Source organism: Streptomyces sp. NPDC045899 (assembly GCF_056431485.1).
The window spans coordinates 163,670-183,361 of record NZ_JBWKKP010000013.1; the positions used below are offsets into that span (position 1 = coordinate 163,670).

Here is a 19,692-nt window from a genome sequence, read left to right on the forward strand (position 1 = left end):
CCGGCGGGCTACTCCCCGGTAGCCCACCGGCCCGTTGCACACCGCCGCTGACCTGCGACGGACCGGATCGTGGCGGGCGGTTGCCCTGGCCGGAAACATCAGTACTGTGGGCGTCGTTCCCCCAGTGCGGCGGAACGGACCCGCGCCGGTGCGCGGTGGCACCACGTTCGGTGGCACCACGGTGCACGGCGGCACGGTCCGTGACGGCACGGCAGTCCGGTACGAGGCCGGGCCCCGACCCCAGCGGCAAGAGGCGTCGATCATGGATCCAGCGGACGGGGCGCTCCACTCCGGCAGCGGTGTCAGCCTGCGCCAGCTGCTGATGTCCCTCGGCGAACCCCTGGTGGAGCTCCAGGCCGCCCCCGCCGGGCTCGACGTACCCATCCGCGGTGTGGCGCTGCTCGACCCCGAGGACGAACCGGTCGCCCACCCCGCGGAACTGGTCCTCGCCATCGGCGTCCGCGGCCGGGCCGCCCTTCCCGCGCTGCGGGCCGGCGGACGCGGCGGAGCCGCCGCCGTCGCGGTCAAGGTCGACAGCCCCGGCCAGGCCGCGGCGCTCTCCGAGGCCGCCGTCGAGGCCGGGGTCGCCCTGCTCTCCGTACGGCGCGAGGCGCGCTGGGAACAGGTGGACGCCCTGGCCCGCGCGGCGCTGGAGGACATTCCGCTCGACCGGGACGCGGAGGGGTACGAGGAGGGCGAGGGCGACCTGTTCTCGCTCGCCCAGACCACCGCCGTGCTCACCGGCGGCATCGTCAGCATCGAGGACACCGCCAACCGCGTGCTCGCGTACTCCCGTTCCACCGACTCCGACGAGGTCGACGACCTGCGGCGGCTCTCCATCCTCGGCTGGCAGGGCCCGGAGGCGTATCTGTCCCGGCTGCGCCGCTGGGGCGTGTTCCAGCGGCTGCGCGCCTCCGACGAGGTCATCTCCATCGACAGCCACCCGGAACTGGGCATCCGCCGCCGGCTCGCGGTGGCGGTGCGGTCCGGCGACCGGCAGCTCGGCACCATCTGGGTGCAGGAGGGCGCGGCACCGCTGACCGAGCGCTCCGAGCAGGCGCTCACCGGGGCCGCCCGCGTCGCCGCGCTCCATCTGGTGCGGCGGCGCCGTGAGCTGTCCGCCGACGTCACGCTCACCGCGACCCTCTCGGCCGGACTCCTGGAGGGCAGCACCGGACCGCAGCCGCTCGCGACCCACGTGGGCGTGGATCCGGGCCGCCCCGCCGCCGTCCTCGGCTTCTCCTACGGCACCGCGGAGGCGACCGGACCGGAACTGGCCCGGACCGAGGTCACCAACCTGATCTCCGTCCACACCGCCGCCCGTCATCGCAGCGCCCTGGTCACCCCGCTCGACCAGCGCATCTACGTGCTGCTGCCCCAGCTTCCGCGCAGCATCGACCTGGGGACGCTGCGGAGCTGGGCCGAGGAGATCGTCGAGGCGGCCCACCGCCACCTGGGCCTGCCGCTGCGCGGCTCGGTCGGCCGTATCGTCCCGGGGCTTGCCGATGTCCCCGGCTCACGCCGTGAGGCGGACCGCATCCTCGACGCGATGGTGCGCACCGGGGTGGCCACGACGGTCGCGGCGCTGCCGGACATCCAGGCGGAGGTGCTGGTCAGCGAGATCCTCGGGCTGCTCGCCGAACGGCCCGGGATCCGTGACCCCCGGCTGACCGCCGTCGTCGACCATGACACCCGCCACCGGGGGCAGCTCGCGGCGTCGATCCTGGCCTATCTGAACGCGTTCGGCGACGTCCGCGCGGCCGCGGCCGAACTCCACGTCCACCCCAACACCCTCCGCTACCGCATCCGCCGCGCCGAAGAACTCACCGGCCTCGATCTCACCCGCGCCGACCAGCGCCTGCTGGCCATGCTCCAGCTCCGGCTCCCGCCGGCCGAGAGCTGAGCCCGGGCCCCGGGCCGGGGCGGCCGCTGTCCCGTTGCCGCCGCGGGCCGTGAGGTGACGGTGACCGTCACGGCCTGCCGGACGGGGCGGGGCCCGGGATCACCACCGGCGCGGCGGGGACGTGGTCGCAGTCGTCGCGCGCCGGGACCGGCCAGGCGGTCAGACCGCGGTCCGGCAGATCGACGTAGTCGCAGTCGGCGTCGGCCACCACGCGGCGCGGGGCGAGGCCGGTCAGCCGAGCGGTGACATAGGCGGCGCTGGTGCGGGTGATGTCGCGGGTCAGACCGAGGGGGAGCAGTGCGCGGGTCTCGGCGATCGCCTCGTCCTCACCGGCCCGCAGGACCACCCGGACCTCCGGGGCCACCCCGTGGGCGGCCACGGCGACCGCGATGTTGTCGAGCTCCTCCGAACCGACCGCGGCGAGCGCGTCCGCACGGGCCAGGCCGAGCCGGGCGAGCACCTCGCGGTCCTCGCCGTGCGCGAGCACCACGGGGATCCGCATCGCACGGGCCAGCCGGAGGTTGGGCGCGGCGGGTTCCCGCTCCACCCCGATGACCGGTACCCCCACCTGACGGAGCGTCTGGCACAGCCGCAGCCCCACCTGTCCGAGCCCCACGACGATCACATGCCCCGCCCGCGGCAGCACCCGCCGCCCCAGCACCCCCACCAGCCGGGCGCCGAGCAGCCGGTCCACGATGCCCGCGGTGAGCAGGGCGGTGAAGCCGACCGTCACCAGCATCGCCACCCCGGACACCACCTCGTATCCCGGATGGCCCTCATGCGGAACGGCGGGTCCGACCCCGGCGACGACCCGGGCGGCCTCCAGGAAGGCCGTGCCGGCGGGCCGGTGGAAGGCGGTCACCAGCCACAGCCAGTCCAGCGCCAGCACCGCGGCGATGCCGAGCAGTCCGATGAGCAGCAGCCGGGCGTCCGCGTCATGGGGCTGCAACTGGCCGCGCAGCCGCCCGAACACGGCGCGCCGCCGCGCCGCCGCGGCCGGCCGCCAGGCCGTGCGCGCCAGCCGGCCGTCGGCCCGGCGGACGACCGCCACCGGGCCGTCCGGCCCGTCGTCCCACACCGCCAGCACACCGCGTCCCACACACGGCCCGGCCAGCGACGGGGCCAGCAGGTCGGCGGGGGAGACCGTCACGCACCGCCGCAGCAGCGACTGGAGCTGCCGGGCCACGGTGCGGTCGAAGACCGTGGCGACGATCCGCACGGTGTCGCAGACGTGCCGTACCGCCAGGGCGTAGCGCAGGGCGGACAGATCGTCGCCGACGAGCACCGCGACCCCGGCGGGCCGTATCCCGAGCGCCCGGCGCAGCTCCTGGTCGTCGGGGGCGGTGAGGTGCTGTACGGGGCGGCCGTTCTCCGTGACCGCCGCGCAGACCCGCCGTGCCAGGGTCGTGGCGCCGATGACCACGATCCGGTCGCCGGGGCCCGGATCCCCGCCCTCGTACGTTTCCATGGCGTGCTCCCTGGGGCTCCTGCGTCCGGTGCGGCTCGGGTCCTCACGCTAGGGCGGCCGCGGGGCCCGGCATGCTGTGCGGCGGGCCAAGGTGGCGGCCGCCGCGTTGTGCGGCCGTACGTTGCCCCGGTCCGTCCCGGTCACCGGGCCGGGGTGTCCGGACCCCCGGAGTCCACGGCATCCCGTGACCGCATTGGCCGTTCGCACAGTCCTCGGCCGGGATGTTGGCGAACTTCACAGGTACGCCGCCGCGGACCCCTGCCTACGCTTGCGCACATTCATCCCGAGTCGCTGTGGTTCATCTCCCACAAGGAGCTCCCGCAAGGAGGCCGAGCGACCCGCGGACACACGGGCCGTCGCCCGTCGGCACAGCCGCTTCACGCCCGGGCCTTCCGGGCCTGCACCTCGGGCCCCGGACTCCGGGTCCCGGGCTCCGGAACCTGACTCCGGGCCCCGGCCCGCGGACCCGAGCCCGGACTCACCGGCCGGTCTTCCCTCTCATGCGCACCGCCGATCGCCGCGCCCCGGCCGCCGGACCCCCGAAACGCCCACCCACCACGCAATGGATGTCGAGATGACTGCACGTCCCCCTGCTTCCGTGGCTTCTCCCTCCTCGCCCGCCGGCTCCGCCGGGCCTCCGGGCGGTGGCGCCCCGCATGGATCGGGGCTCCAGAGCGGTCTCAAGAACCGCCATCTGTCCATGATCGCTGTCGGCGGTGTCATCGGCGCGGGCCTCTTCGTCGGCTCCGCGTCCGGTATCGACGCCGTCGGCCCCGGCATCCTGCTGTCCTACGCCCTGGTCGGCGCGCTGGTCGTGTTCGTGATGCGGATGCTCGGCGAGATGGCGGCGGCCAACCCCACCTCCGGCTCGTTCTCCGCCTACGCGGACCGGGCGCTCGGCCGCTGGGCGGGCTTCTCGATCGGCTGGCTGTACTGGTTCTTCTGGGTCGTGGTGCTGGCCGTGGAGGCGACCGCGGGCGCGGTCATCCTGGAGAGCTGGGTACCGTCCGTTCCGCAGTGGGCCTGGGCGCTGATCGTGATGGTCCTGCTGACCGCCACGAACCTCGCGTCGGTCGGCTCCTTCGGCGAGTTCGAGTTCTGGTTCGCGGGCATCAAGGTCGTCGCCATCGCCGCCTTCATCATCCTGGGCTCCCTGGCCATCGCCGGTGTGCTGCCCGGCTCCGAGGGCGCCGCGAGCGGCTTCGGCAACCTCACCGAACACGGCGGCTTCCTGCCGCACGGTCCGAGCGCGATCCTCAACGGCGTGCTGCTGGTGGTCTTCTCCTTCATGGGCAGCGAGATCGTCACGCTGGCCGCCGGTGAGTCCGAGAACCCGCAGCGCGCGGTCACCAAGGCCACCAACAGCGTGATCTGGCGGGTGGGCGTCTTCTACCTCGGCTCGATCCTGGTCGTGGTGTCCGTCCTGCCGTGGGACTCCAAGGCCATCGCGGACAAGGGCAGTTACGTCGCCGCGCTGGACGTGATGGGCATTCCGCACGCCGGTCAGGTCATGAACGTCATCGTGCTGACCGCCGTGCTCTCCTGCCTCAACTCCGGTCTCTACACCGCCTCCCGGATGGCCTTCTCGCTCGGCCAGCGTGCCGACGCCCCCGCGGCCTTCGCCCGGACCAACTCCCGCGGTGTCCCGCAGACCGCGATCCTCGCCTCGGTGGTCTTCGGGTTCGTCGCGGTCGGCTTCAACTACATGTGGCCGGAGACCGTGTTCCAGTTCCTGCTGAACTCCTCCGGTGCCGTCGCGCTGTTCGTGTGGCTGGTGATCTGCTTCTCCCAGCTGAGGATGCGGGGCATCATCCTTCGCGAGGATCCTAGGAAGCTCTTGGTGCGGATGTGGTTGTTCCCCTATCTCACGTGGGTGACGATCGGGATGATCTCGTTTGTGCTCGTCTACATGCTCACCGACGACAGTGAGGGCGGAGGAAGGATCCAGGTGCTGCTGTCCGTGCTGATCGCCGCCCTGGTGGTCGCCATCGCACTGGTCCGCGAGCGCATCCGCCCGCACACCGCCACCGCCTCCGCCGACGACGCCGCGGGAATCGCCACCGCCACCGCCACCGAGGAGGACAGCGCCACGGCCCGGTAGCCGAAGTGCGGCGGCCGGGGTGAACACCCGAGGGCCGGCGGTGTGCGGGGGCACACCGCCGGCCTCCCCCCACCACTGGAAGGTCGCCGACCGAGATGCCCGTCTTCAGACGACGCAAGGGCAGCCGCCCCCGTCTGGCCCCCGAACTCGACGACGTCCCCCTCGGCCGCGTCCGGCAGCGCCTCGGGAAGAGCTGGGTCCGCGGTGAACTCGACACCACCGTGACCGCCCAGGTGTCCCGGGTGATCGAGGACGCCGGGGAGGACTGGGACCGCAAGGCACACCGGCTCGGTGTGCTCGCCGCGGCCGCCGGGCGGGCGCTGCCCGGGATCTGGCGCCGCCACCAGCCGCGCGACCAGCACGCCTTACTGCTGCACGCCTGGTCGGAGCTGGTCCAGGCGGGCAGGCAGGGCTCCTCCGCCGATCTCGGCGAGGCCCGCGCCACCTGTCTCCAGGCCGCCGATCTGCTCCCCGCCGACCCCACCCCGTGGGTGGTGTACCTGGCCACGCTGCGCCATGAGCGACGGCCCTACCAGGAACTGTCCGCGGTCTGGAAGGAGATCAAGGCCCGCGACCCCTGGAACCGCGAGGCGCACCTCCAGGCGCTGGGCTATCTCTCCCCGGACGAATGCGGTTCCACCGTGCAGGTCGTCGATCTGCTCGACTCGATCCGCTACGGCATGCCCGCCGACGCCCCCGCCGCCGGACTGGAGATGACCTCGATCGTCCGCGGCCACCAGCGCGCCGTGGCCACCGGCGGGCTGGCGGCGATCAGCGCGGGTGACCACTGGCGCCGCCCCGAAGTGGCCTCGGTCCTCGACCGCGCCGCCCAGGACTGGCCCCGCCCCGGTTTCTTCCGCCACGCGACGGCCCTGGCCGACCTCAACGTCCTGGCCTTCGCCCTGGTCAAGTCCGTCCGTATGGACGAGGCCGCGACCGCACTCCGCGCCACCACGGGCGTGGCGACCCCCTGGCCCTGGAACGCCGAGGGTGACCCGCTGGAACGCTTCTCGCAGCAGTACGAGCGTCTGGTGAACACGGCCTCTTAGCCGCCATGAGGGCCCGGAGCACCACGCCCGGGCCCTCCACCGGTCGTCCTTCCCCGCGCATTCCCGCAGGGCGGACCGGAAGCGGCGGAACGAACCGCGCCGCCTGTGGGAGGCCCTGGGCCCGGCGCGTCCCCGGCGACCTGACGACGACTGAACCCCTCTCCGCCGCCGCCGGGCCGGACTAGGATCCGGGCCATGGCCCTGACCATGAACGACGTCGAGCGGTTCGAGGCTTCCAGGCCCCGTCTGGAGGCCATCGCCTATCGGCTCCTCGGCTCCGCGAGCGAGGCCGAGGACGCCGCGCAGGAGACGTTCCTGCGCTGGCAGTCCGCCGACGTCGACCGGATCGAGGTCCCCGAGGCCTGGTTGACGAAGGTCCTCACCAATCTGTGCCTCAACCAGCTCACCTCGGCCCGCGCGCGGCGCGAGACCTACGTGGGCCAGTGGCTCCCCGAGCCGCTGCTGGCCGGGGACCCGATGCTCGGCCCGGCCGACACCGCCGAACAGCGCGAATCGGTCTCGTACGCGGTCCTTGCCCTGCTGGAGCGGCTCTCCCCCGACGAGCGGGCGGTGTACGTGCTGCGGGAGGCCTTCGCCTACCCGCACGGGGAGATCGCCGAGATCCTCGACATCAGCGTGGCCGCCAGCCAGCAGATCTTCCACCGGGCCAAGAAGCACGTCGCGGAGGGCAAGGCACGCACCGAGGTCGACGAGGAGACCGCCCGGCGGATCATCGACGAGTTCCTCGCGGCCGCCACCAGCGGCCGGACCGAGCCGCTCGTGCGGCTGCTCACCGAGGACTCCTTCGCGGTCGGCGACGGCGGCGGGAAGGTCCCGGCCCGCACCAAGGCGTTCGAGGGCGCCCTCGCGGTGGCGAAGTTCATGCGGGGCCTGTTCAAACCCAGCCAGGCCAAGCGCGCCCTGGTGGGCGGCTCGCCCGACATCCACGTCACGACCGCCAACGGGGGCCCGGCCCTTGTGGTGGTGGTCGGCGACCGGGTCGTCGGCGTCATGTGCCTGGAGATCACCACCGACGGCATCGCCGCGTTCCGCAACCAGGCCAACCCCGACAAGCTGGAGCGCGCGACGGAGCGCTGGGCGTCCGGGGACCACGGGGAACCCCTGCTCACGGCCTTCTGACCGCGATGTGAGGTGCTTCACATCGCGATCCTGTCAGGAATCGGCGGGCCGCCCGGTTCAAGGGGCGAATCCGTCCACGACAGGAGTCAGAAATGCAGCACCGCATCGTCGTCCTCGGAGCCGGATACACCGGAGCCATCGCGGCCGGGCGCCTCGCCAAGCGGCTGCACCGCGAAGACGTCGCCATCACCCTCGTCAACGCCGGGCCCGACTTCGTCGAGCGCGTCCGGATGCACCAGCTCGCCGTCGGCCAGGAGCTGGCGCCCCGGCCCCTGAGCGCGATGTTCGCGGGCACCGGCGTCACCCTGAAGCTCGCCGAGGTCACCGGTGTCGACGTCGACCGCCGGACCGTCGCGGTCACCGCCGCCCACGGTGCCGAGGAGCTGGCGTACGACACCCTCGTGTACGCCCTCGGCAGCGGCTGGGACGACCAGGGCGTCCCCGGCACGGCCGAGCACGCCCATGACATCGCGGGCCGCGCCGGAGCGCTCCGGCTGCGCGAGCGCCTGGCCCGGCTGGACGCCGGACAGTCCGTGGTCGTGGTCGGCGGCGGCCTCACCGGACTGGAGGCCGCGACCGAGATCGCCGAGGCCCGCCCGGAGCTCGACGTCAGCCTCGCCGCCCGCGGCGGCCTGGGCGACTGGCTCTCCCCCAAGGGCCGCGATCACCTGCGGAAGGTCTTCGCCGAGCTGGGCATCACCGCGCACGAGCACGCCGCCGTCACCGGCGTCGGGGCCGACCGCGTCACCCTGGCCGACGGTACGTCCGTCCCGGCCGCGGTCACCGTGTGGACCACCGGTTTCGCGGTCCACCCGATCGCCCGGGCCACCACCCTGGAGGTCACCGGCACCGGCCAGATCGTGGTCGACGGGACCATGCGCTCGGTCTCGCACCCGGATGTGTACGCCGTCGGCGACGCCGCCATGGCGATGGGCCCCGGCGACAAGCCGCTGCGCATGTCATGCGCCTCGGGCACCCCGATGGCATGGCAGGCCGCCGACGCCATCGCGGCGCGGCTGACCGGGGGGAAGACGCCGGACGCAACGCCGCGCTACTTCAACCAGTGCGTGTCGCTGGGCCGCCGGGAAGGGCTGATCCAGTACGTCACCGCGGACGACCGCGCCGTCCGGGCGGCCCTGACGGGACGGCTCGCCGCCGCCTACAAGGAACTGGTCTGCAAGGGCGCCGCCTGGAGCGTCGCCAACCCGACGCTCGGGATACCGGTCCGGCGACGCCGCATCGTGCGGCAGACGGCTCCCGCCGCGGGTGCGGCGGCCGGGACCCCGGCCTGACGCGCCCGGCGCCCGGGCGCTGGGGGGCGGGAGCGTCCGGTCCGGCGGCCCCCGGGAGGCGGGCGGGTGCGGCCCGTCAGCGGGACGGGCGGGTGTTGAGCCGGGCGGCCTGGCGTGTCAGGTGGTCCCGTTCGGTGAGGCTGGGCGCCTTCCGGGCCGCCTCGGTGTACAGCCGGGCCGCCGTCGCCAGGTCTCCGTCCCGCTCGTGGAGATAGGCCGCCACCGCGGTGTGGCGGGGCAGGGAGTCGTCCAGCTCCGCGAGCGCCGCCAGTCCGGCGCGCGGTCCGTCGGCCTCTCCGACGGCCACCGCGCGGTTGAGCCGGACGACCGGGTTGTCGGTCAGCCGCGCGAGCTCGTCGTACCACTCGACGATCTGCACCCAGTCGGTCTCCCCGGCGGTGGGCGCGTCCGCGTGGAGCGCCGCGATCGCGGCCTGGGCCTGGAACTCCCCCAGCCGGTCACGGGCGAGCGCCGACTGCAGGATCCCGACGCCCTCGGCGATCGCCCCGGTGTCCCACCGGCCGCGGTCCTGCTCGGCGAGCGGCACCAGGCTGCCGTCCGGCGCGGTCCGGGTGGCGCGCCGGGCGTGGTGGAGCAGCATCAGGGCGAGCAGCCCCGCCACCTCGGGGTGGTCGATCACGGCTGCGAGCTGCCGGGTGAGCCGGATCGCCTCGGCGGCGAGGTCGACATCACCGGAGTAGCCCTCGTTGAAGACCAGATAGAGAACGCGCAGCACGGTCGCCACATCGCCGGGCTGGTCGAACCGCACGCCCGAGACGGTGCGTTTGGCACGGCTGATGCGCTGCGCCATCGTCGCCTCGGGCACCAGGTAGGCCCGGGCGATCTGGCGGGTGGTGAGCCCGCCCACGGCGCGCAGGGTGAGCGCGACCGCGGACGACGGCGTCAGCGACGGATGGGCGCACAGGAAGTACAGCCGGAGCGTGTCGTCCACCGAGGGCACGGGACCGGGTTCCGGCTCCTCGTCGACGAGGTCCTCACGCCGGCGGCGGGCGGCGTCCGCCCGGGTCGCGTCGAGGAACCGCCGCCAGGCCACGGTGACCAGCCAGCCCTTGGGGTCCCGCGGTGGGTCGGCGGGCCAGACGCGGACCGCCTCGACCAGCGCGTCCTGGACGGCGTCCTCGGCCGCCGCGAAGTCGGCTCCGCGGCGGACGAGGATCCCGAGGACACCTGGTGTGAGGCTTCGGAGCAGGGCCTCATCCACCGGCGTGGCAGTCGGCGACGGTGGGTGCCGCGGTGAGGAACGGACGTACCTCGAGCCATTCGTGGATCGGCTTCCCGCCCTTCCCCGGCGCGGCCGACAGCTCCCCGGCCAGCTCGACGGCGCGCTCGTAGGTGTCGACGTCGATCACCATCCAGCCGGCGATGAGGTCCTTGGTCTCGGCGAACGGACCGTCGGTGACCGGCGGGCGGCCCTCTCCGTCGTACCGGACCCACGCCCCCTCGGGGGCGAGCGCCTGACCGTCGACGAACTCACCGGTCTTCTCGAGCCGGGCCGCGAAGTCGTTCATGTACTGCACGTGGGCCGAGATCTCCTCCGGCGTCCACTGGTCCATGGGAACGTCGTTCACCGGTGCCGGGGCTCCGCGGTAGTGCTTCAGCAGCAGGTACTTGGCCATCGTGGTTCTCCTCGGTGCTGGTGCGACCCATTGTGGTCGCCTTCACACCGGGGACGGAGCCGGACGCGGGTTCTCGACATGGCGGCCCGAACTTTTTTCTCGCGGTTCTCCGAGGCGGCGCAACGGCCGTGGACCGGCCGATGGCCCCCGCGACCCGGCATCGTGTCCGGGACATCGCGGAGGCCATCGACGCCCCCTGAGAGCTGGAAGCCCTTAGTAGATCTTGATCCAGGTCAGTTCCTGGTCCAGGCCCTCGATGTCGACGATCGACCGGTTCTTCTCGAGGTGGTACTTCGTGCCGCCAAGAATGACGTCGACCCGGTTGTTCCCCGAATTCACGTGGTCCACGTCGTAGATGTGAACACTCCGCTCGCCCGAGTTGGCGTAGCAGAGCGAAGCGGAGCCATTGTAGTTGGTGATTTTGAGGAAGTCCGTGCGGCTACCGCACTCCGTACGGCTGATCGCCGCCGCCGAACTCATGGGAATGAGCGCGGACAGGGCAACCGTGCCGATGGCAGTGGCCAAAATTCGCTTGAGTGGGGCCTTCATGGAGCGCTCTCCTATGCTTTGGTCAATTGCGCGTGCCAGGCTAGCCGCGCAATTTCCTTTCGCTGGCCCCGTACTTGCCTGCGGCAAGAGCTACTGGGGAAACCACTAGGAAACGGATATGGAGCTCCGTCCGGCCATGGAGGGTGGAGTAAAGAGCGGGCGCGGTGACGGTCCCACCGGGAGTCACCGTCCACGTCACCGACGCCGAAACCGCGGTATACGCCGAGGTGGGAGCCTCCACCGCTACCGACCCCGCAGGACGCCTTCCCCGGTATACCCGGCTTCCCCGCCATCGAACCCCGGCGCTCCGCGAGCACGGTCAATGCCTCGGTGAACGCACTGCCCGGACTGTTCCGGCGAGTGGTTTACGGGTCCTTCAATTCCCGGGTGCTTTCGGCGTCGGACGCGGAGCGACACGTCGTGTCGGATTCTCCGTCTTCCGTGCGGACGTCACGACCGATATGGGCTTCGTAGAAGTACTCGGACTCGGTCACGACGACGATCGTGTCGAGCGCTCCCGAGAGGAATATCCACGGCTCCTCCATCGCCTCACGGACCTGTGCCATCCATCCGTGCGCGGGCCTATGACACTCCAGCCACGGCACGCTTCTGAGATGACTCGCCACGAGAACGCGGTCGGTGACGCCATGGGCGATGAGCAACTCCTCGACCCACGTGTCGAGCCGGGCCGGCGGCACGTCATCGGGCAGCGTCTCCTGCGGCTCCGTGAAGATGTCCCACGTCCGGCTGACAGCCTCCGCGACCCAGCCGGGTATCGCGCGGGCGTCCACCGCGCGTCCGGTACGCAGCTCACCGAGCCCACGCTCGATCTCCGCCAGGGCAGCCTTCTCCCTGCGCTCCCTGAGCCTCTGCTGCAACCTGCTCTCCACCGCGGCGCTCCTGCGGGTCGTGGGTGTGGTGCTTCGGCACGATCGGCTCGTAGGTCCTGCCCGGCCGTGGGTGGCCCATATCGTGCCGTCGCCCGGCGGCTCCTCGGCATCCAGTGACCGGCCCGGTCCCGGACCGACGGCGATCCGCCGCCCACCCCCGTGGGGTGGCGGATCGCCGGTCTATGGCGCCTGCGGTGTCCCGAGCCGCTCGGCGAGGAAGGCGATGATCTCGTCCCTGGCCCGCAGGGTCGGATGACCTTCCTCGTCCACGAGATGCGCCGTCACGACGCTGTGCGCGCAGCCGACGACATCGCGGAAGAAGGGCGGAGGATCCGGGTGCGCCGTCCGGGGGTCGAGTACGCGGCCGTCGAAGGCGTCCCCGAGCAGTGCCCGGTACGCGGCGAACCGCCGCCCCGTGCACCACGTGTCGCCCTCGAAGCGGTAGGCGAGCACCTTCAGCCCGTCCCGGGCCACCCGCTCGGCCACGGCAACCGCGTCCTCGTCGCCGAGCTCCAGCTCACCGGCGCTGTCGAGCGGCAGGGACGGATGGTTGACCACAGGGGCGATGACGGCGGGTTCGAGCGTCATGCTCAGCGCGAAGTTCCCGGTGAAGCACAGCCCCACGGCCCCGACCCCCGCCCCGCCGCACTCGGCGTGCGCGAGGCGGGCGAGCCCGCGCAGCCAACCGACGACAGGACTGGTGCCACCGCCGGCGAACGCCCTGAACTCGGCGCTGACACAGGCCCGTCGGACCACGGTGTCGCGGGCCTCGGCGAGCGGGTGGGCACCGTCGACGCCGAAGAGGGACGGCAGGTACACGGAGAATCCGGCGTCACGCGTCCAGCGCGCGAGCCGCGCGACGTCGGGGCTGATGCCCGGCATCTCCGGCATGAGGACGACCGCCGGACCCACCCCGGTGACATACACGGTCTTTTCGATGCCGTCGACCGTCACGGTCCGCCGTGTGAAGTCGTCCAGGGGGTCATCGCGCTGCCCTCTTCTGATCGCCATGAGCACGATGATGCTGAGCCGCTCACCCCCTGGGAAGCGGCGGGATCGACAGGTATCCCGGTAATCTCGCCACCGTTCAGCGGCGATCGGGGGTGCGTATGGGTCCACTGAGTCCACCGAGTCCACTGCGGGTTGGTGTGCTGGCCTTCCCGGGCTGCTTCGCCTCGGAGGTGTACGGCGTGCCCGACCTGCTGGCCATGGCCACGCATGTCGCGACGGCGCACGGGGAACCCCGGCCGGGCTACGAGACCTCGGTCGTCTCGCCACGCCGCCGGGTGACCGCGTCCGGCGGATCGTCCCTCGACGTCCGTGCCCTACGCCCCGTGGACGTCCTGATCGTGCCGGGTTTCGAGCTGCCGCCCGCGCTCGATGTCGACGCGACCCTCGCCCGGCTGGCCCCGGAGGTCGCCGCGATCCGAGCGCAGGCGGCCTCGGGCACCGCCGTCGTGTCGATCTGCGTCGGCGCCTACCTGCTCGCCGAAGCCGGGCTGCTCGCCGGGCGCGAGGCCACCACGTCGTGGCTGTACGCGGACCGGTTCGCCCGGCGGTACGCCGATGTGCGGCTGCGCCGGGAGGCCCTGGTCGTGACGGACCGCGGAGTGACGACCACGGCGGCGTTCAGCGCCATGTACGACTTCGCGCTCCAGCTGATACGCGAACACGACGGCCCCGGTGTCGCCCGCGGTACTGCGCGCATCGCCCTGGTCGACGACGCACGCTCCACCCAGGCGCCCTACGTCGACCCGGCGCTCATACCGACCACGGGCAGGGACTTCTCACTGGGCGTCAAACGCCGGCTCGACCAGGATCTCGCGGCACGCTACGACCTCTCGGCGCTCGCCCGTGAGTTCCATGTCAGCACGCGCACGATGCTCCGCCGCTTCGGCGACGAGGCGGGCGAATCACCCCTCGCGTACCTCCACAAGGCCCGGGTGCGCCGCGCCACGCATCTGCTGGAGGCGACCGACAGGACCGTCACGGACATCGCCGGCGAGGTCGGGTACCGCGACACCGGGACGTTCGGCGGCATCTTCGCCCGGCACACGGGGCAGCGGCCACGGGAGTACCGCGCGAGATTCCGCCGCCGGCGCGACCACCGCGGCGGTTCCGCGCCGACGTAGACCACCGGCCGCGGACGGCGCACGGTCGGCCTCCCCGATCCGTTGATCAAGCTGCTTCGGCAGCGCCAGGAGGAACAGCGGGAGGGGCGGGCCCCTCCGCCCGGCCTTCTTCATGATGCACGTCACACTGCGGGAACGGTCCTGCTGCCGCTCGGCGTCCCGGATGTGATCGTGGACGCGATCATGGTCGGGGAGAAGCTGTGGGGCTCCTCCGCGGCCCAGTGGGACCAAAGATGAGACCACGACATGTCGAAGGGCCCCACCGCGAGCGGTGGGGCCCTTCGACATCGTGCCCGGTGAGGCACTGGCGGAGGATACGAGATTCGAACTCGTGAGGGGTTGCCCCCAACACGCTTTCCAAGCGTGCGCCCTAGGCCTCTAGGCGAATCCTCCGCCGAGAACAATACAAGACCGGATGCCGTGCTCGCGAACTCGTTCCCACCCGGATCCATCCGCTAGGGTGGGGGCCAGCCCCTCACGTGGCGCTATCTCACCGAACTCCCCCAGGGCCGGAAGGCAGCAAGGGTAAGTGGGCTCTGGCGGGTGCGTGGGGGGCCCTTGCGTTGTGGGGGCGGGGGAGCGGGCGGCTTCGGTTGTCGGCGGGCCCCGATATCGTCGTAAGCGTGTCGTCCCTCGCGCTGTACCGCCGCTACCGCCCCGAGACCTTCGCGGAGGTCATCGGGCAGGAGCATGTCACCGGCCCGTTGCAGCAGGCGCTGCGCAACAACAGGGTCAATCACGCGTATCTGTTCAGCGGTCCGCGGGGCTGTGGCAAGACGACCAGCGCGCGCATCCTGGCCCGCTGTCTGAACTGCGAGAAGGGCCCGACCCCGGCGCCGTGCGGGGAGTGCCAGTCGTGTCAGGACCTCGCGCGGAACGGCCCGGGGTCGATCGACGTCATCGAGATCGACGCCGCGTCCCACGGTGGTGTGGACGATGCGCGGGAGCTGCGCGAGAAGGCGTTCTTCGGGCCCGCGTCCAGTCGTTACAAGATCTACATCATCGACGAGGCGCACATGGTCACCTCGGCGGGGTTCAACGCCCTGCTGAAGGTGGTCGAGGAGCCCCCGGAGCACCTCAAGTTCATCTTCGCGACCACCGAGCCCGAGAAGGTCATCGGCACCATCCGGTCGCGCACCCACCACTACCCCTTCCGGCTCGTGCCGCCCGGGACGCTCCGCGACTACCTCGGCGAGGTCTGCGGACGGGAGGCCATTCCGGTCGAGGAGGGTGTGCTGCCGCTGGTGGTGCGAGCCGGTGCGGGGTCCGTCCGTGACTCGATGTCGGTCATGGACCAGCTGCTCGCGGGCGCGGCCGACGACGGTGTGACGTACGCCATGGCCACCTCGCTGCTCGGTTATACGGACGGCTCGCTGCTGGACTCGATCGTCGACGCGTTCGCGGCGACGGACGGCGCCGCCGCCTTCGAGGTCGTCAACCGTGTGATCGAGGGGGGCAACGACCCGCGGCGCTTCGTCGCCGATCTGCTGGAGCGGCTGCGCGATCTGGTGATCCTCGCGGCCGTGCCGGACGCGGCGCAGAAGGGGCTCATCGACGCCCCGGCCGATGTGGTCGAGCGGATGCAGGCGCAGGCGTCGGTCTTCGGCGGTGCCGAGCTGAGCCGTGCGGCCGACCTCGTCAACGAGGGGCTCACGGAGATGCGGGGCGCCACCTCACCGCGGCTCCAGCTGGAGTTGATCTGTGCGCGGGTGCTGCTGCCCGCCGCCTTCGACGACGAGCGGTCGGTGCAGTCGCGGCTCGAGCGGCTCGAGCGGGGCGCCCTGGCGGGCGGTCTCGGCGGTGGCGGCGGCATGGCCGCCGCCGGTGGTGCGACGGCCGCCGCTTCGCCCGGGATGGGCTATGTCCCCGGACCCGATGCCCATGGTCCGGTCGATCCGGGAGCCGGGCCGGCCGCCGCGCGCGCCGCGATGGGCGGCCGGGGTCCGGCCCCGGCTCAGCCCCCGGCGCCTCCAGCGGCCCAGGCGCCTGCCCCCGAGGCTCCCGCTTCTCCCGGACCGGAAGGACCCGAGGAGCCGTCCGCGCCCGCCCCCGGCACATGGCCCTCCGGCGCCCAGCAGCCCCCGGCGGCCGCGGCACCCGCGGCGCCGTCCGCGCCCGCGCCCTCCGCGCCCGCCCCCGCCGCCGCGGGCCGGCCCGGTGCCTGGCCCACCGCCTCGTCGCCCGGTTCCGGCGGTGCCCGCCCCGGGGCGGACGGCGCGGGCTCGGGCCGCCAGCCCGGCGGCTGGCCCACGGCCGCCCCGGCCGGTGGCGGCGCCCCGCCCGCCCAGCCGTCCGCCCCCGCACCTCACCAGCAGTCCACCGGCCCCGCCGCTCCCGCGGCCCCGGCGCAGAACGCGCCGAACATGGCTCAAGGCGCGGTCCAGGTCCGCCAGATGTGGCCGGACATCCTGGAGGCGGTCAAGAACCGCCGTCGTTTCACCTGGATCCTGCTGAGTCAGAACGCCACGGTGTCCGGGTTCGACGGCACCACCCTCCAGATCGGCTTCTCCAACGCCGGTGCGCGCGACAGCTTCGTCAGTGGTGGCAGCGAGGACGTGCTGCGGCAGGCCCTCAGCGATGCCATCGGTGTGCAGTGGCGGATCGAGGCCATCGTCGATCCCTCCGGCGGTGGCGGTGCCGGTGGTGCGAGCGGTCCGGGAGGTTCCGGCGGATTCGGCTCCGGTGGACCCGGTGGCGGCTACGGCGGCGGTTCCGGCAACGCCGGTGGCTTCGGCGGAGGTGGCGCGGGTCCCGCGGGCGGTGGCTTCGGCGGTGGTCAGCCCGCGGCGCCGCAGCCGTCCGCGCCCCGGCCGAGCGCTCCCGCGCCCACCGCGCCCGAGTCCGCCCCCCGGCCCGGGGCAGGGGGCCCGCCCGCCGAGTCATCGGCGTACCGGGAGCCCGAACCGCCGCCCATCCCGCCGGAGGACGACGTCCCGGCCGAGGACGATCCGGATCTCGACGACACCGCGCTGAGCGGGCACGACCTCATCGTGCGCGAGCTGGGCGCCACGGTCATCGACGAGATCGTGAACGAGTAGGCCGGCCCCGGGCCGCCCCCGTTCCCTCCGGCCCCCTGGCCCCGGCCCCGGGCCGCCTCCGTTCCCTCCGGCCCCCGGTCCCGGACCCGCGCCTCCGCCCCGAGGCCACGACAGGTGGCGGCCCCTACCGCGGTTCCCTCGCCGCCGCCACCGGGGCCCGCGACGGAGCCCCCTCGCGCGCCTCCGCGACCGCCCCGCCCCAGGGCGCCGCCGCGGTACCCCGTACGCCCCCTGAGAGGGCCGCCGGGCCCCGCGCCACGGGCCCGGGAGGCCCTTGCCACGGCGTCGGCGAGGGCCCCGCGCCGCCTCGCCATTCCGTATGACCCCCACCCCCGGCTCTCCTCCGTACGGCGTAGAGCGAGGTGCCCTCCGAGCACGTAGGCTCGGGCTATCGAAGGAACGACAGAACGACCGTCGACAGCCAGGAGCGAAGCCGTGATCCCCGGTGGTGGGCAGCCGAATATGCAGCAGTTGCTGCAGCAGGCTCAGAAGATGCAGCAGGACCTCGCCGCGGCCCAGGAGGAGCTGGCCCGGACCCCTGTCGAGGGTTCCTCGGGCGGTGGTCTGGTGAAGGCGACGGTGACCGGTGCCGGTGAGCTCCAGGGCCTGGTCATCGATCCCAAGGCCGTGGATCCTGAGGACACGGAGACCCTCGCGGATCTCGTCGTCGCGGCCGTCCGCGACGCGAACCACGCCGCGCAGGAGCTCCAGCAGCAGAAGCTCGGCCCGCTCGCCCAGGGGCTGGGCGGAATGCCGGGCCTCCCCTTCTGAGGCACCGAGGCGTCGAAGCACCGAGGGCCTGAGCGCCTGAGGGCCCGAGGCCGCGAAACGGGGGACGGGATCGGGGGTCGGCTCGGGGTGCTCCACCGGAGCCTCACGGCTCCGTCCGGGCGGAGAAACTGAATATTTCGAATATTCATATGAAGTACAGCCACCGCGCGGCGGCGCGAGATTGGATGAAGGCGTGTACGAGGGCGTGGTCCAGGACCTGATCGACGAGTTGGGCAGGCTGCCCGGCGTCGGTCCCAAGAGCGCTCAGCGGATCGCCTTCCACATCCTCCAGTCCGAGCCGACCGACGTCCGCCGCCTCGCTCACGCGCTGACCGAGGTCAAGGACAAGGTGCGGTTCTGCGCGGTGTGCGGGAACGTCGCCGAGTCCGAGCAGTGCCGGGTCTGCCAGGACCCGCGCCGCGACCCGGCGGTCATCTGTGTGGTCGAGGAGCCGAAGGATGTGGTGGCGATCGAGCGGACTCGCGAGTTCCGCGGTCGCTACCACGTGCTCGGCGGAGCGATCAGCCCGATCGAGGGTGTGGGACCGGACGATCTGCGGATCAGGGAGCTGTTGGCCCGGCTCGCGGACGGGACGGTCACCGAACTCATCCTGGCCACCGATCCGAACCTGGAGGGCGAAGCCACCGCCACGTACCTCGCGCGCATGGTCAAACCCATGGGTTTGAAGGTCACACGCCTGGCCAGTGGTCTCCCAGTCGGGGGGGACCTGGAGTACGCCGACGAGGTCACGCTGGGTCGTGCCTTCGAAGGGAGAAGACTTCTCGATGTCTGACGCAACGCTGCACGACGCCCATCCGGATCCGGACGACTTCGCGGTCCAGATCGCCGACCAGATCGAGAGTTTCATCGTCGCGGTCACCGAAGTCGCCAAGGGTGACGAACCGGACAGCGCTGTGCCGTTCCTGCTGCTCGAACTGTCCCAGCTGCTGCTGGCGGGCGGGCGGCTCGGGGCGCACGAGGACTTCGTCCCGGACGAGCGGTACGAGCCCGACACCGGTCCCGAGCCGGACGTCGACGAGCTGCGGGAGCGGTTCGCCCAGCTGCTGGAGCCGGTCGATGTGTACTCGGAGGTCTTCGACCCCTACGTACCGCGCGCCGAGCCCGTCGCCAGCCGGATCTCCGACGACCTGGCCGGGATCATCACCGATCTGCGGCACGGGATGGCCCACTACCGCGAGGGCCGGATCAACGAGGCCCTGTGGTGGTGGCAGTTCTCCTATCTGTCCAACTGGGGAACGATGGCCTCCGCCGCGCTGCGCGCCCTCCAGTCGCTCGTCGCGCACGTCCGGCTGGACAGCCCGCTGGACGAGCTGGACGGGCTGGACACGGACACCGGTGCCTCCGGCGGTGACGAGGAGCTCGCCGAGGCGGCGGGACGGGTCATGGCGGCCGAGATCGCGGCACCGCTCGGCATCCGCTCCGTCCAGCGCTGAGCCGGTGCTGAGCCAGTGCTGAGCCGGCGCCGGACGGTTGCTGAGGCGGGCACCAGCCCTGGGTCCGGAGACGGTGCGAAAACGGTCCCCGGACCGGCCCCGCCACGGCGCGCAAGCCTGTGCGCAGGGCCGTCTCAGTGATCGTCCACCGCCTGTCCACCCCCCGTCCCCCTCTGTGAGCTGAATTACGTTCCTGTATGCATCGCCCGGAAGCGGGCAGGGTTCGTCGCTGAGCGAGTGGTGTGGGATGCGGGGAGAGACGCCGGTA

General features: G+C 72.5%; 16 protein-coding genes, 1 tRNA gene, 1 other RNA gene and 1 pseudogene. 12 read left to right on the forward strand and 7 right to left on the reverse strand.

Features of this window, described 5'->3' with window-relative positions; translation table 11 throughout:
* Nucleotides 1-262: 262 nt before the first annotated feature.
* Nucleotides 263-1,903: a PucR family transcriptional regulator gene (locus AC07FT_RS21005; RefSeq protein ID WP_471191628.1), complete on the forward strand. Its 1,641-nt coding sequence runs from the start codon at nt 263-265 to the stop codon at nt 1,901-1,903.
* A gap of 67 nt (nt 1,904-1,970) precedes the next feature.
* On the opposite strand, the gene AC07FT_RS21010 is transcribed toward AC07FT_RS21005, so the two are convergent.
* Nucleotides 1,971-3,371, reverse strand: a complete 1,401-nt coding sequence (locus AC07FT_RS21010; protein WP_479177570.1) for an NAD-binding protein — start codon at nt 3,369-3,371, stop codon at nt 1,971-1,973.
* A 574-nt stretch (nt 3,372-3,945) separates the two neighbouring features.
* Here AC07FT_RS21010 and AC07FT_RS21015 point away from each other — a divergent pair.
* The 4 genes from AC07FT_RS21015 (at nt 3,946) to AC07FT_RS21030 (ending at nt 8,953) form a co-directional block, all read left to right on the forward strand.
* Nucleotides 3,946-5,472: an amino acid permease gene (locus AC07FT_RS21015; protein ID WP_479177571.1), complete on the forward strand. Its 1,527-nt coding sequence runs from the start codon at nt 3,946-3,948 to the stop codon at nt 5,470-5,472.
* 95 nt (nt 5,473-5,567) lie between these two features.
* Nucleotides 5,568-6,521, forward strand: coding sequence for a hypothetical protein (locus AC07FT_RS21020; protein ID WP_479177572.1), 954 nt, complete (start codon nt 5,568-5,570; stop codon nt 6,519-6,521).
* A 195-nt stretch (nt 6,522-6,716) separates the two neighbouring features.
* A complete protein-coding gene (gene sigJ / locus AC07FT_RS21025) occupies nt 6,717-7,661 on the forward strand; it encodes an RNA polymerase sigma factor SigJ (RefSeq protein ID WP_479177573.1) in 945 nt (314 codons plus the stop codon).
* Nucleotides 7,662-7,753: 92 nt separating this feature from the next.
* The gene (locus AC07FT_RS21030) at nt 7,754-8,953 is read left to right on the forward strand and encodes an NAD(P)/FAD-dependent oxidoreductase (RefSeq protein WP_479177574.1); all 1,200 of its coding nucleotides are present in this window, start codon (nt 7,754-7,756) and stop codon (nt 8,951-8,953) included.
* 76 nt (nt 8,954-9,029) lie between these two features.
* On the opposite strand, the gene AC07FT_RS21035 is transcribed toward AC07FT_RS21030, so the two are convergent.
* The 5 genes from AC07FT_RS21035 to AC07FT_RS21055 form a co-directional block, all read right to left on the reverse strand.
* Nucleotides 9,030-10,175 carry an RNA polymerase sigma factor gene (locus AC07FT_RS21035; RefSeq protein WP_479177575.1) on the reverse strand — a complete coding sequence of 382 codons (1,146 nt, stop codon included), beginning with the start codon at nt 10,173-10,175 and terminating at the stop codon, nt 9,030-9,032.
* Entirely contained in the window at nt 10,168-10,590 is a 423-nt protein-coding gene (locus AC07FT_RS21040; protein ID WP_471191608.1) for a YciI family protein, read from the reverse strand. The genes AC07FT_RS21035 and AC07FT_RS21040 overlap by 8 nt, the downstream gene beginning before the upstream one ends.
* A 213-nt stretch (nt 10,591-10,803) precedes the next feature.
* Nucleotides 10,804-11,139, reverse strand: a complete 336-nt coding sequence (locus tag AC07FT_RS21045; protein WP_479177576.1) for a beta/gamma crystallin domain-containing protein — start codon at nt 11,137-11,139, stop codon at nt 10,804-10,806.
* A 365-nt stretch (nt 11,140-11,504) separates the two neighbouring features.
* Nucleotides 11,505-12,029: a hypothetical protein gene (locus AC07FT_RS21050; protein ID WP_479177577.1), complete on the reverse strand. Its 525-nt coding sequence runs from the start codon at nt 12,027-12,029 to the stop codon at nt 11,505-11,507.
* A 180-nt stretch (nt 12,030-12,209) separates the two neighbouring features.
* Nucleotides 12,210-13,040: a dienelactone hydrolase family protein gene (locus tag AC07FT_RS21055; protein WP_479177578.1), complete on the reverse strand. Its 831-nt coding sequence runs from the start codon at nt 13,038-13,040 to the stop codon at nt 12,210-12,212.
* A gap of 179 nt (nt 13,041-13,219) precedes the next feature.
* Here AC07FT_RS21055 and AC07FT_RS21060 point away from each other — a divergent pair, with 179 nt between their 5' ends.
* Both AC07FT_RS21060 and AC07FT_RS21065 read left to right on the forward strand, forming a co-directional pair.
* Nucleotides 13,220-14,161 carry a GlxA family transcriptional regulator gene (locus AC07FT_RS21060; RefSeq protein ID WP_479177579.1) on the forward strand — a complete coding sequence of 314 codons (942 nt, stop codon included), beginning with the start codon at nt 13,220-13,222 and terminating at the stop codon, nt 14,159-14,161.
* A 12-nt stretch (nt 14,162-14,173) separates the two neighbouring features.
* Nucleotides 14,174-14,347, forward strand: a pseudogene (locus AC07FT_RS21065) (site-specific integrase); the annotation flags it as partial.
* A 119-nt stretch (nt 14,348-14,466) separates the two neighbouring features.
* Here the strand turns inward: AC07FT_RS21065 and AC07FT_RS21070 are convergent.
* Nucleotides 14,467-14,554: transfer RNA gene (locus tag AC07FT_RS21070), tRNA-Ser, on the reverse strand.
* 74 nt (nt 14,555-14,628) lie between these two features.
* Here AC07FT_RS21070 and ffs point away from each other — a divergent pair.
* The 5 genes from ffs to AC07FT_RS21095 all read left to right on the forward strand — a co-directional run bounded on the left by ffs (nt 14,629) and on the right by AC07FT_RS21095 (nt 19,424).
* Nucleotides 14,629-14,723, forward strand: an RNA gene (ffs, locus tag AC07FT_RS21075) — signal recognition particle sRNA small type.
* 61 nt (nt 14,724-14,784) lie between these two features.
* The gene (locus tag AC07FT_RS21080; RefSeq protein WP_479177580.1) at nt 14,785-17,199 is read left to right on the forward strand and encodes a DNA polymerase III subunit gamma and tau; all 2,415 of its coding nucleotides are present in this window, start codon (nt 14,785-14,787) and stop codon (nt 17,197-17,199) included.
* Nucleotides 17,200-17,634: 435 nt separating this feature from the next.
* Entirely contained in the window at nt 17,635-17,970 is a 336-nt protein-coding gene (locus tag AC07FT_RS21085) for a YbaB/EbfC family nucleoid-associated protein (protein WP_201870403.1), read from the forward strand.
* Nucleotides 17,971-18,163: 193 nt separating this feature from the next.
* A complete protein-coding gene (gene recR, locus AC07FT_RS21090; protein ID WP_254740054.1) occupies nt 18,164-18,763 on the forward strand; it encodes a recombination mediator RecR in 600 nt (199 codons plus the stop codon).
* Nucleotides 18,756-19,424, forward strand: coding sequence for a DUF5063 domain-containing protein (locus AC07FT_RS21095; protein ID WP_471191585.1), 669 nt, complete (start codon nt 18,756-18,758; stop codon nt 19,422-19,424). The genes recR and AC07FT_RS21095 overlap by 8 nt, the downstream gene beginning before the upstream one ends.
* Nucleotides 19,425-19,692: the final 268 nt, after the last annotated feature.

What these genes read in the sequence shown, in the direction of transcription:
- AC07FT_RS21005 (WP_471191628.1), top strand. Translation starts at nt 263, where the DNA reads ATGGATCCAGCGGACGGGGCGCTCCACTCCGGCAGCGGTGTCAGCCTG.
- AC07FT_RS21040 (WP_471191608.1), bottom strand. Translation starts at nt 10,590, where the DNA reads ATGGCCAAGTACCTGCTGCTGAAGCACTACCGCGGAGCCCCGGCACCG.
- sigJ (WP_479177573.1), top strand. Translation starts at nt 6,717, where the DNA reads ATGGCCCTGACCATGAACGACGTCGAGCGGTTCGAGGCTTCCAGGCCC.
- AC07FT_RS21055 (WP_479177578.1), bottom strand. Translation starts at nt 13,040, where the DNA reads ATGGCGATCAGAAGAGGGCAGCGCGATGACCCCCTGGACGACTTCACA.
- AC07FT_RS21095 (WP_471191585.1), top strand. Translation starts at nt 18,756, where the DNA reads ATGTCTGACGCAACGCTGCACGACGCCCATCCGGATCCGGACGACTTC.
- AC07FT_RS21030 (WP_479177574.1), top strand. Translation starts at nt 7,754, where the DNA reads ATGCAGCACCGCATCGTCGTCCTCGGAGCCGGATACACCGGAGCCATC.
- AC07FT_RS21020 (WP_479177572.1), top strand. Translation starts at nt 5,568, where the DNA reads ATGCCCGTCTTCAGACGACGCAAGGGCAGCCGCCCCCGTCTGGCCCCC.
- AC07FT_RS21045 (WP_479177576.1), bottom strand. Translation starts at nt 11,139, where the DNA reads ATGAAGGCCCCACTCAAGCGAATTTTGGCCACTGCCATCGGCACGGTT.
- AC07FT_RS21010 (WP_479177570.1), bottom strand. Translation starts at nt 3,371, where the DNA reads ATGGAAACGTACGAGGGCGGGGATCCGGGCCCCGGCGACCGGATCGTG.
- AC07FT_RS21015 (WP_479177571.1), top strand. Translation starts at nt 3,946, where the DNA reads ATGACTGCACGTCCCCCTGCTTCCGTGGCTTCTCCCTCCTCGCCCGCC.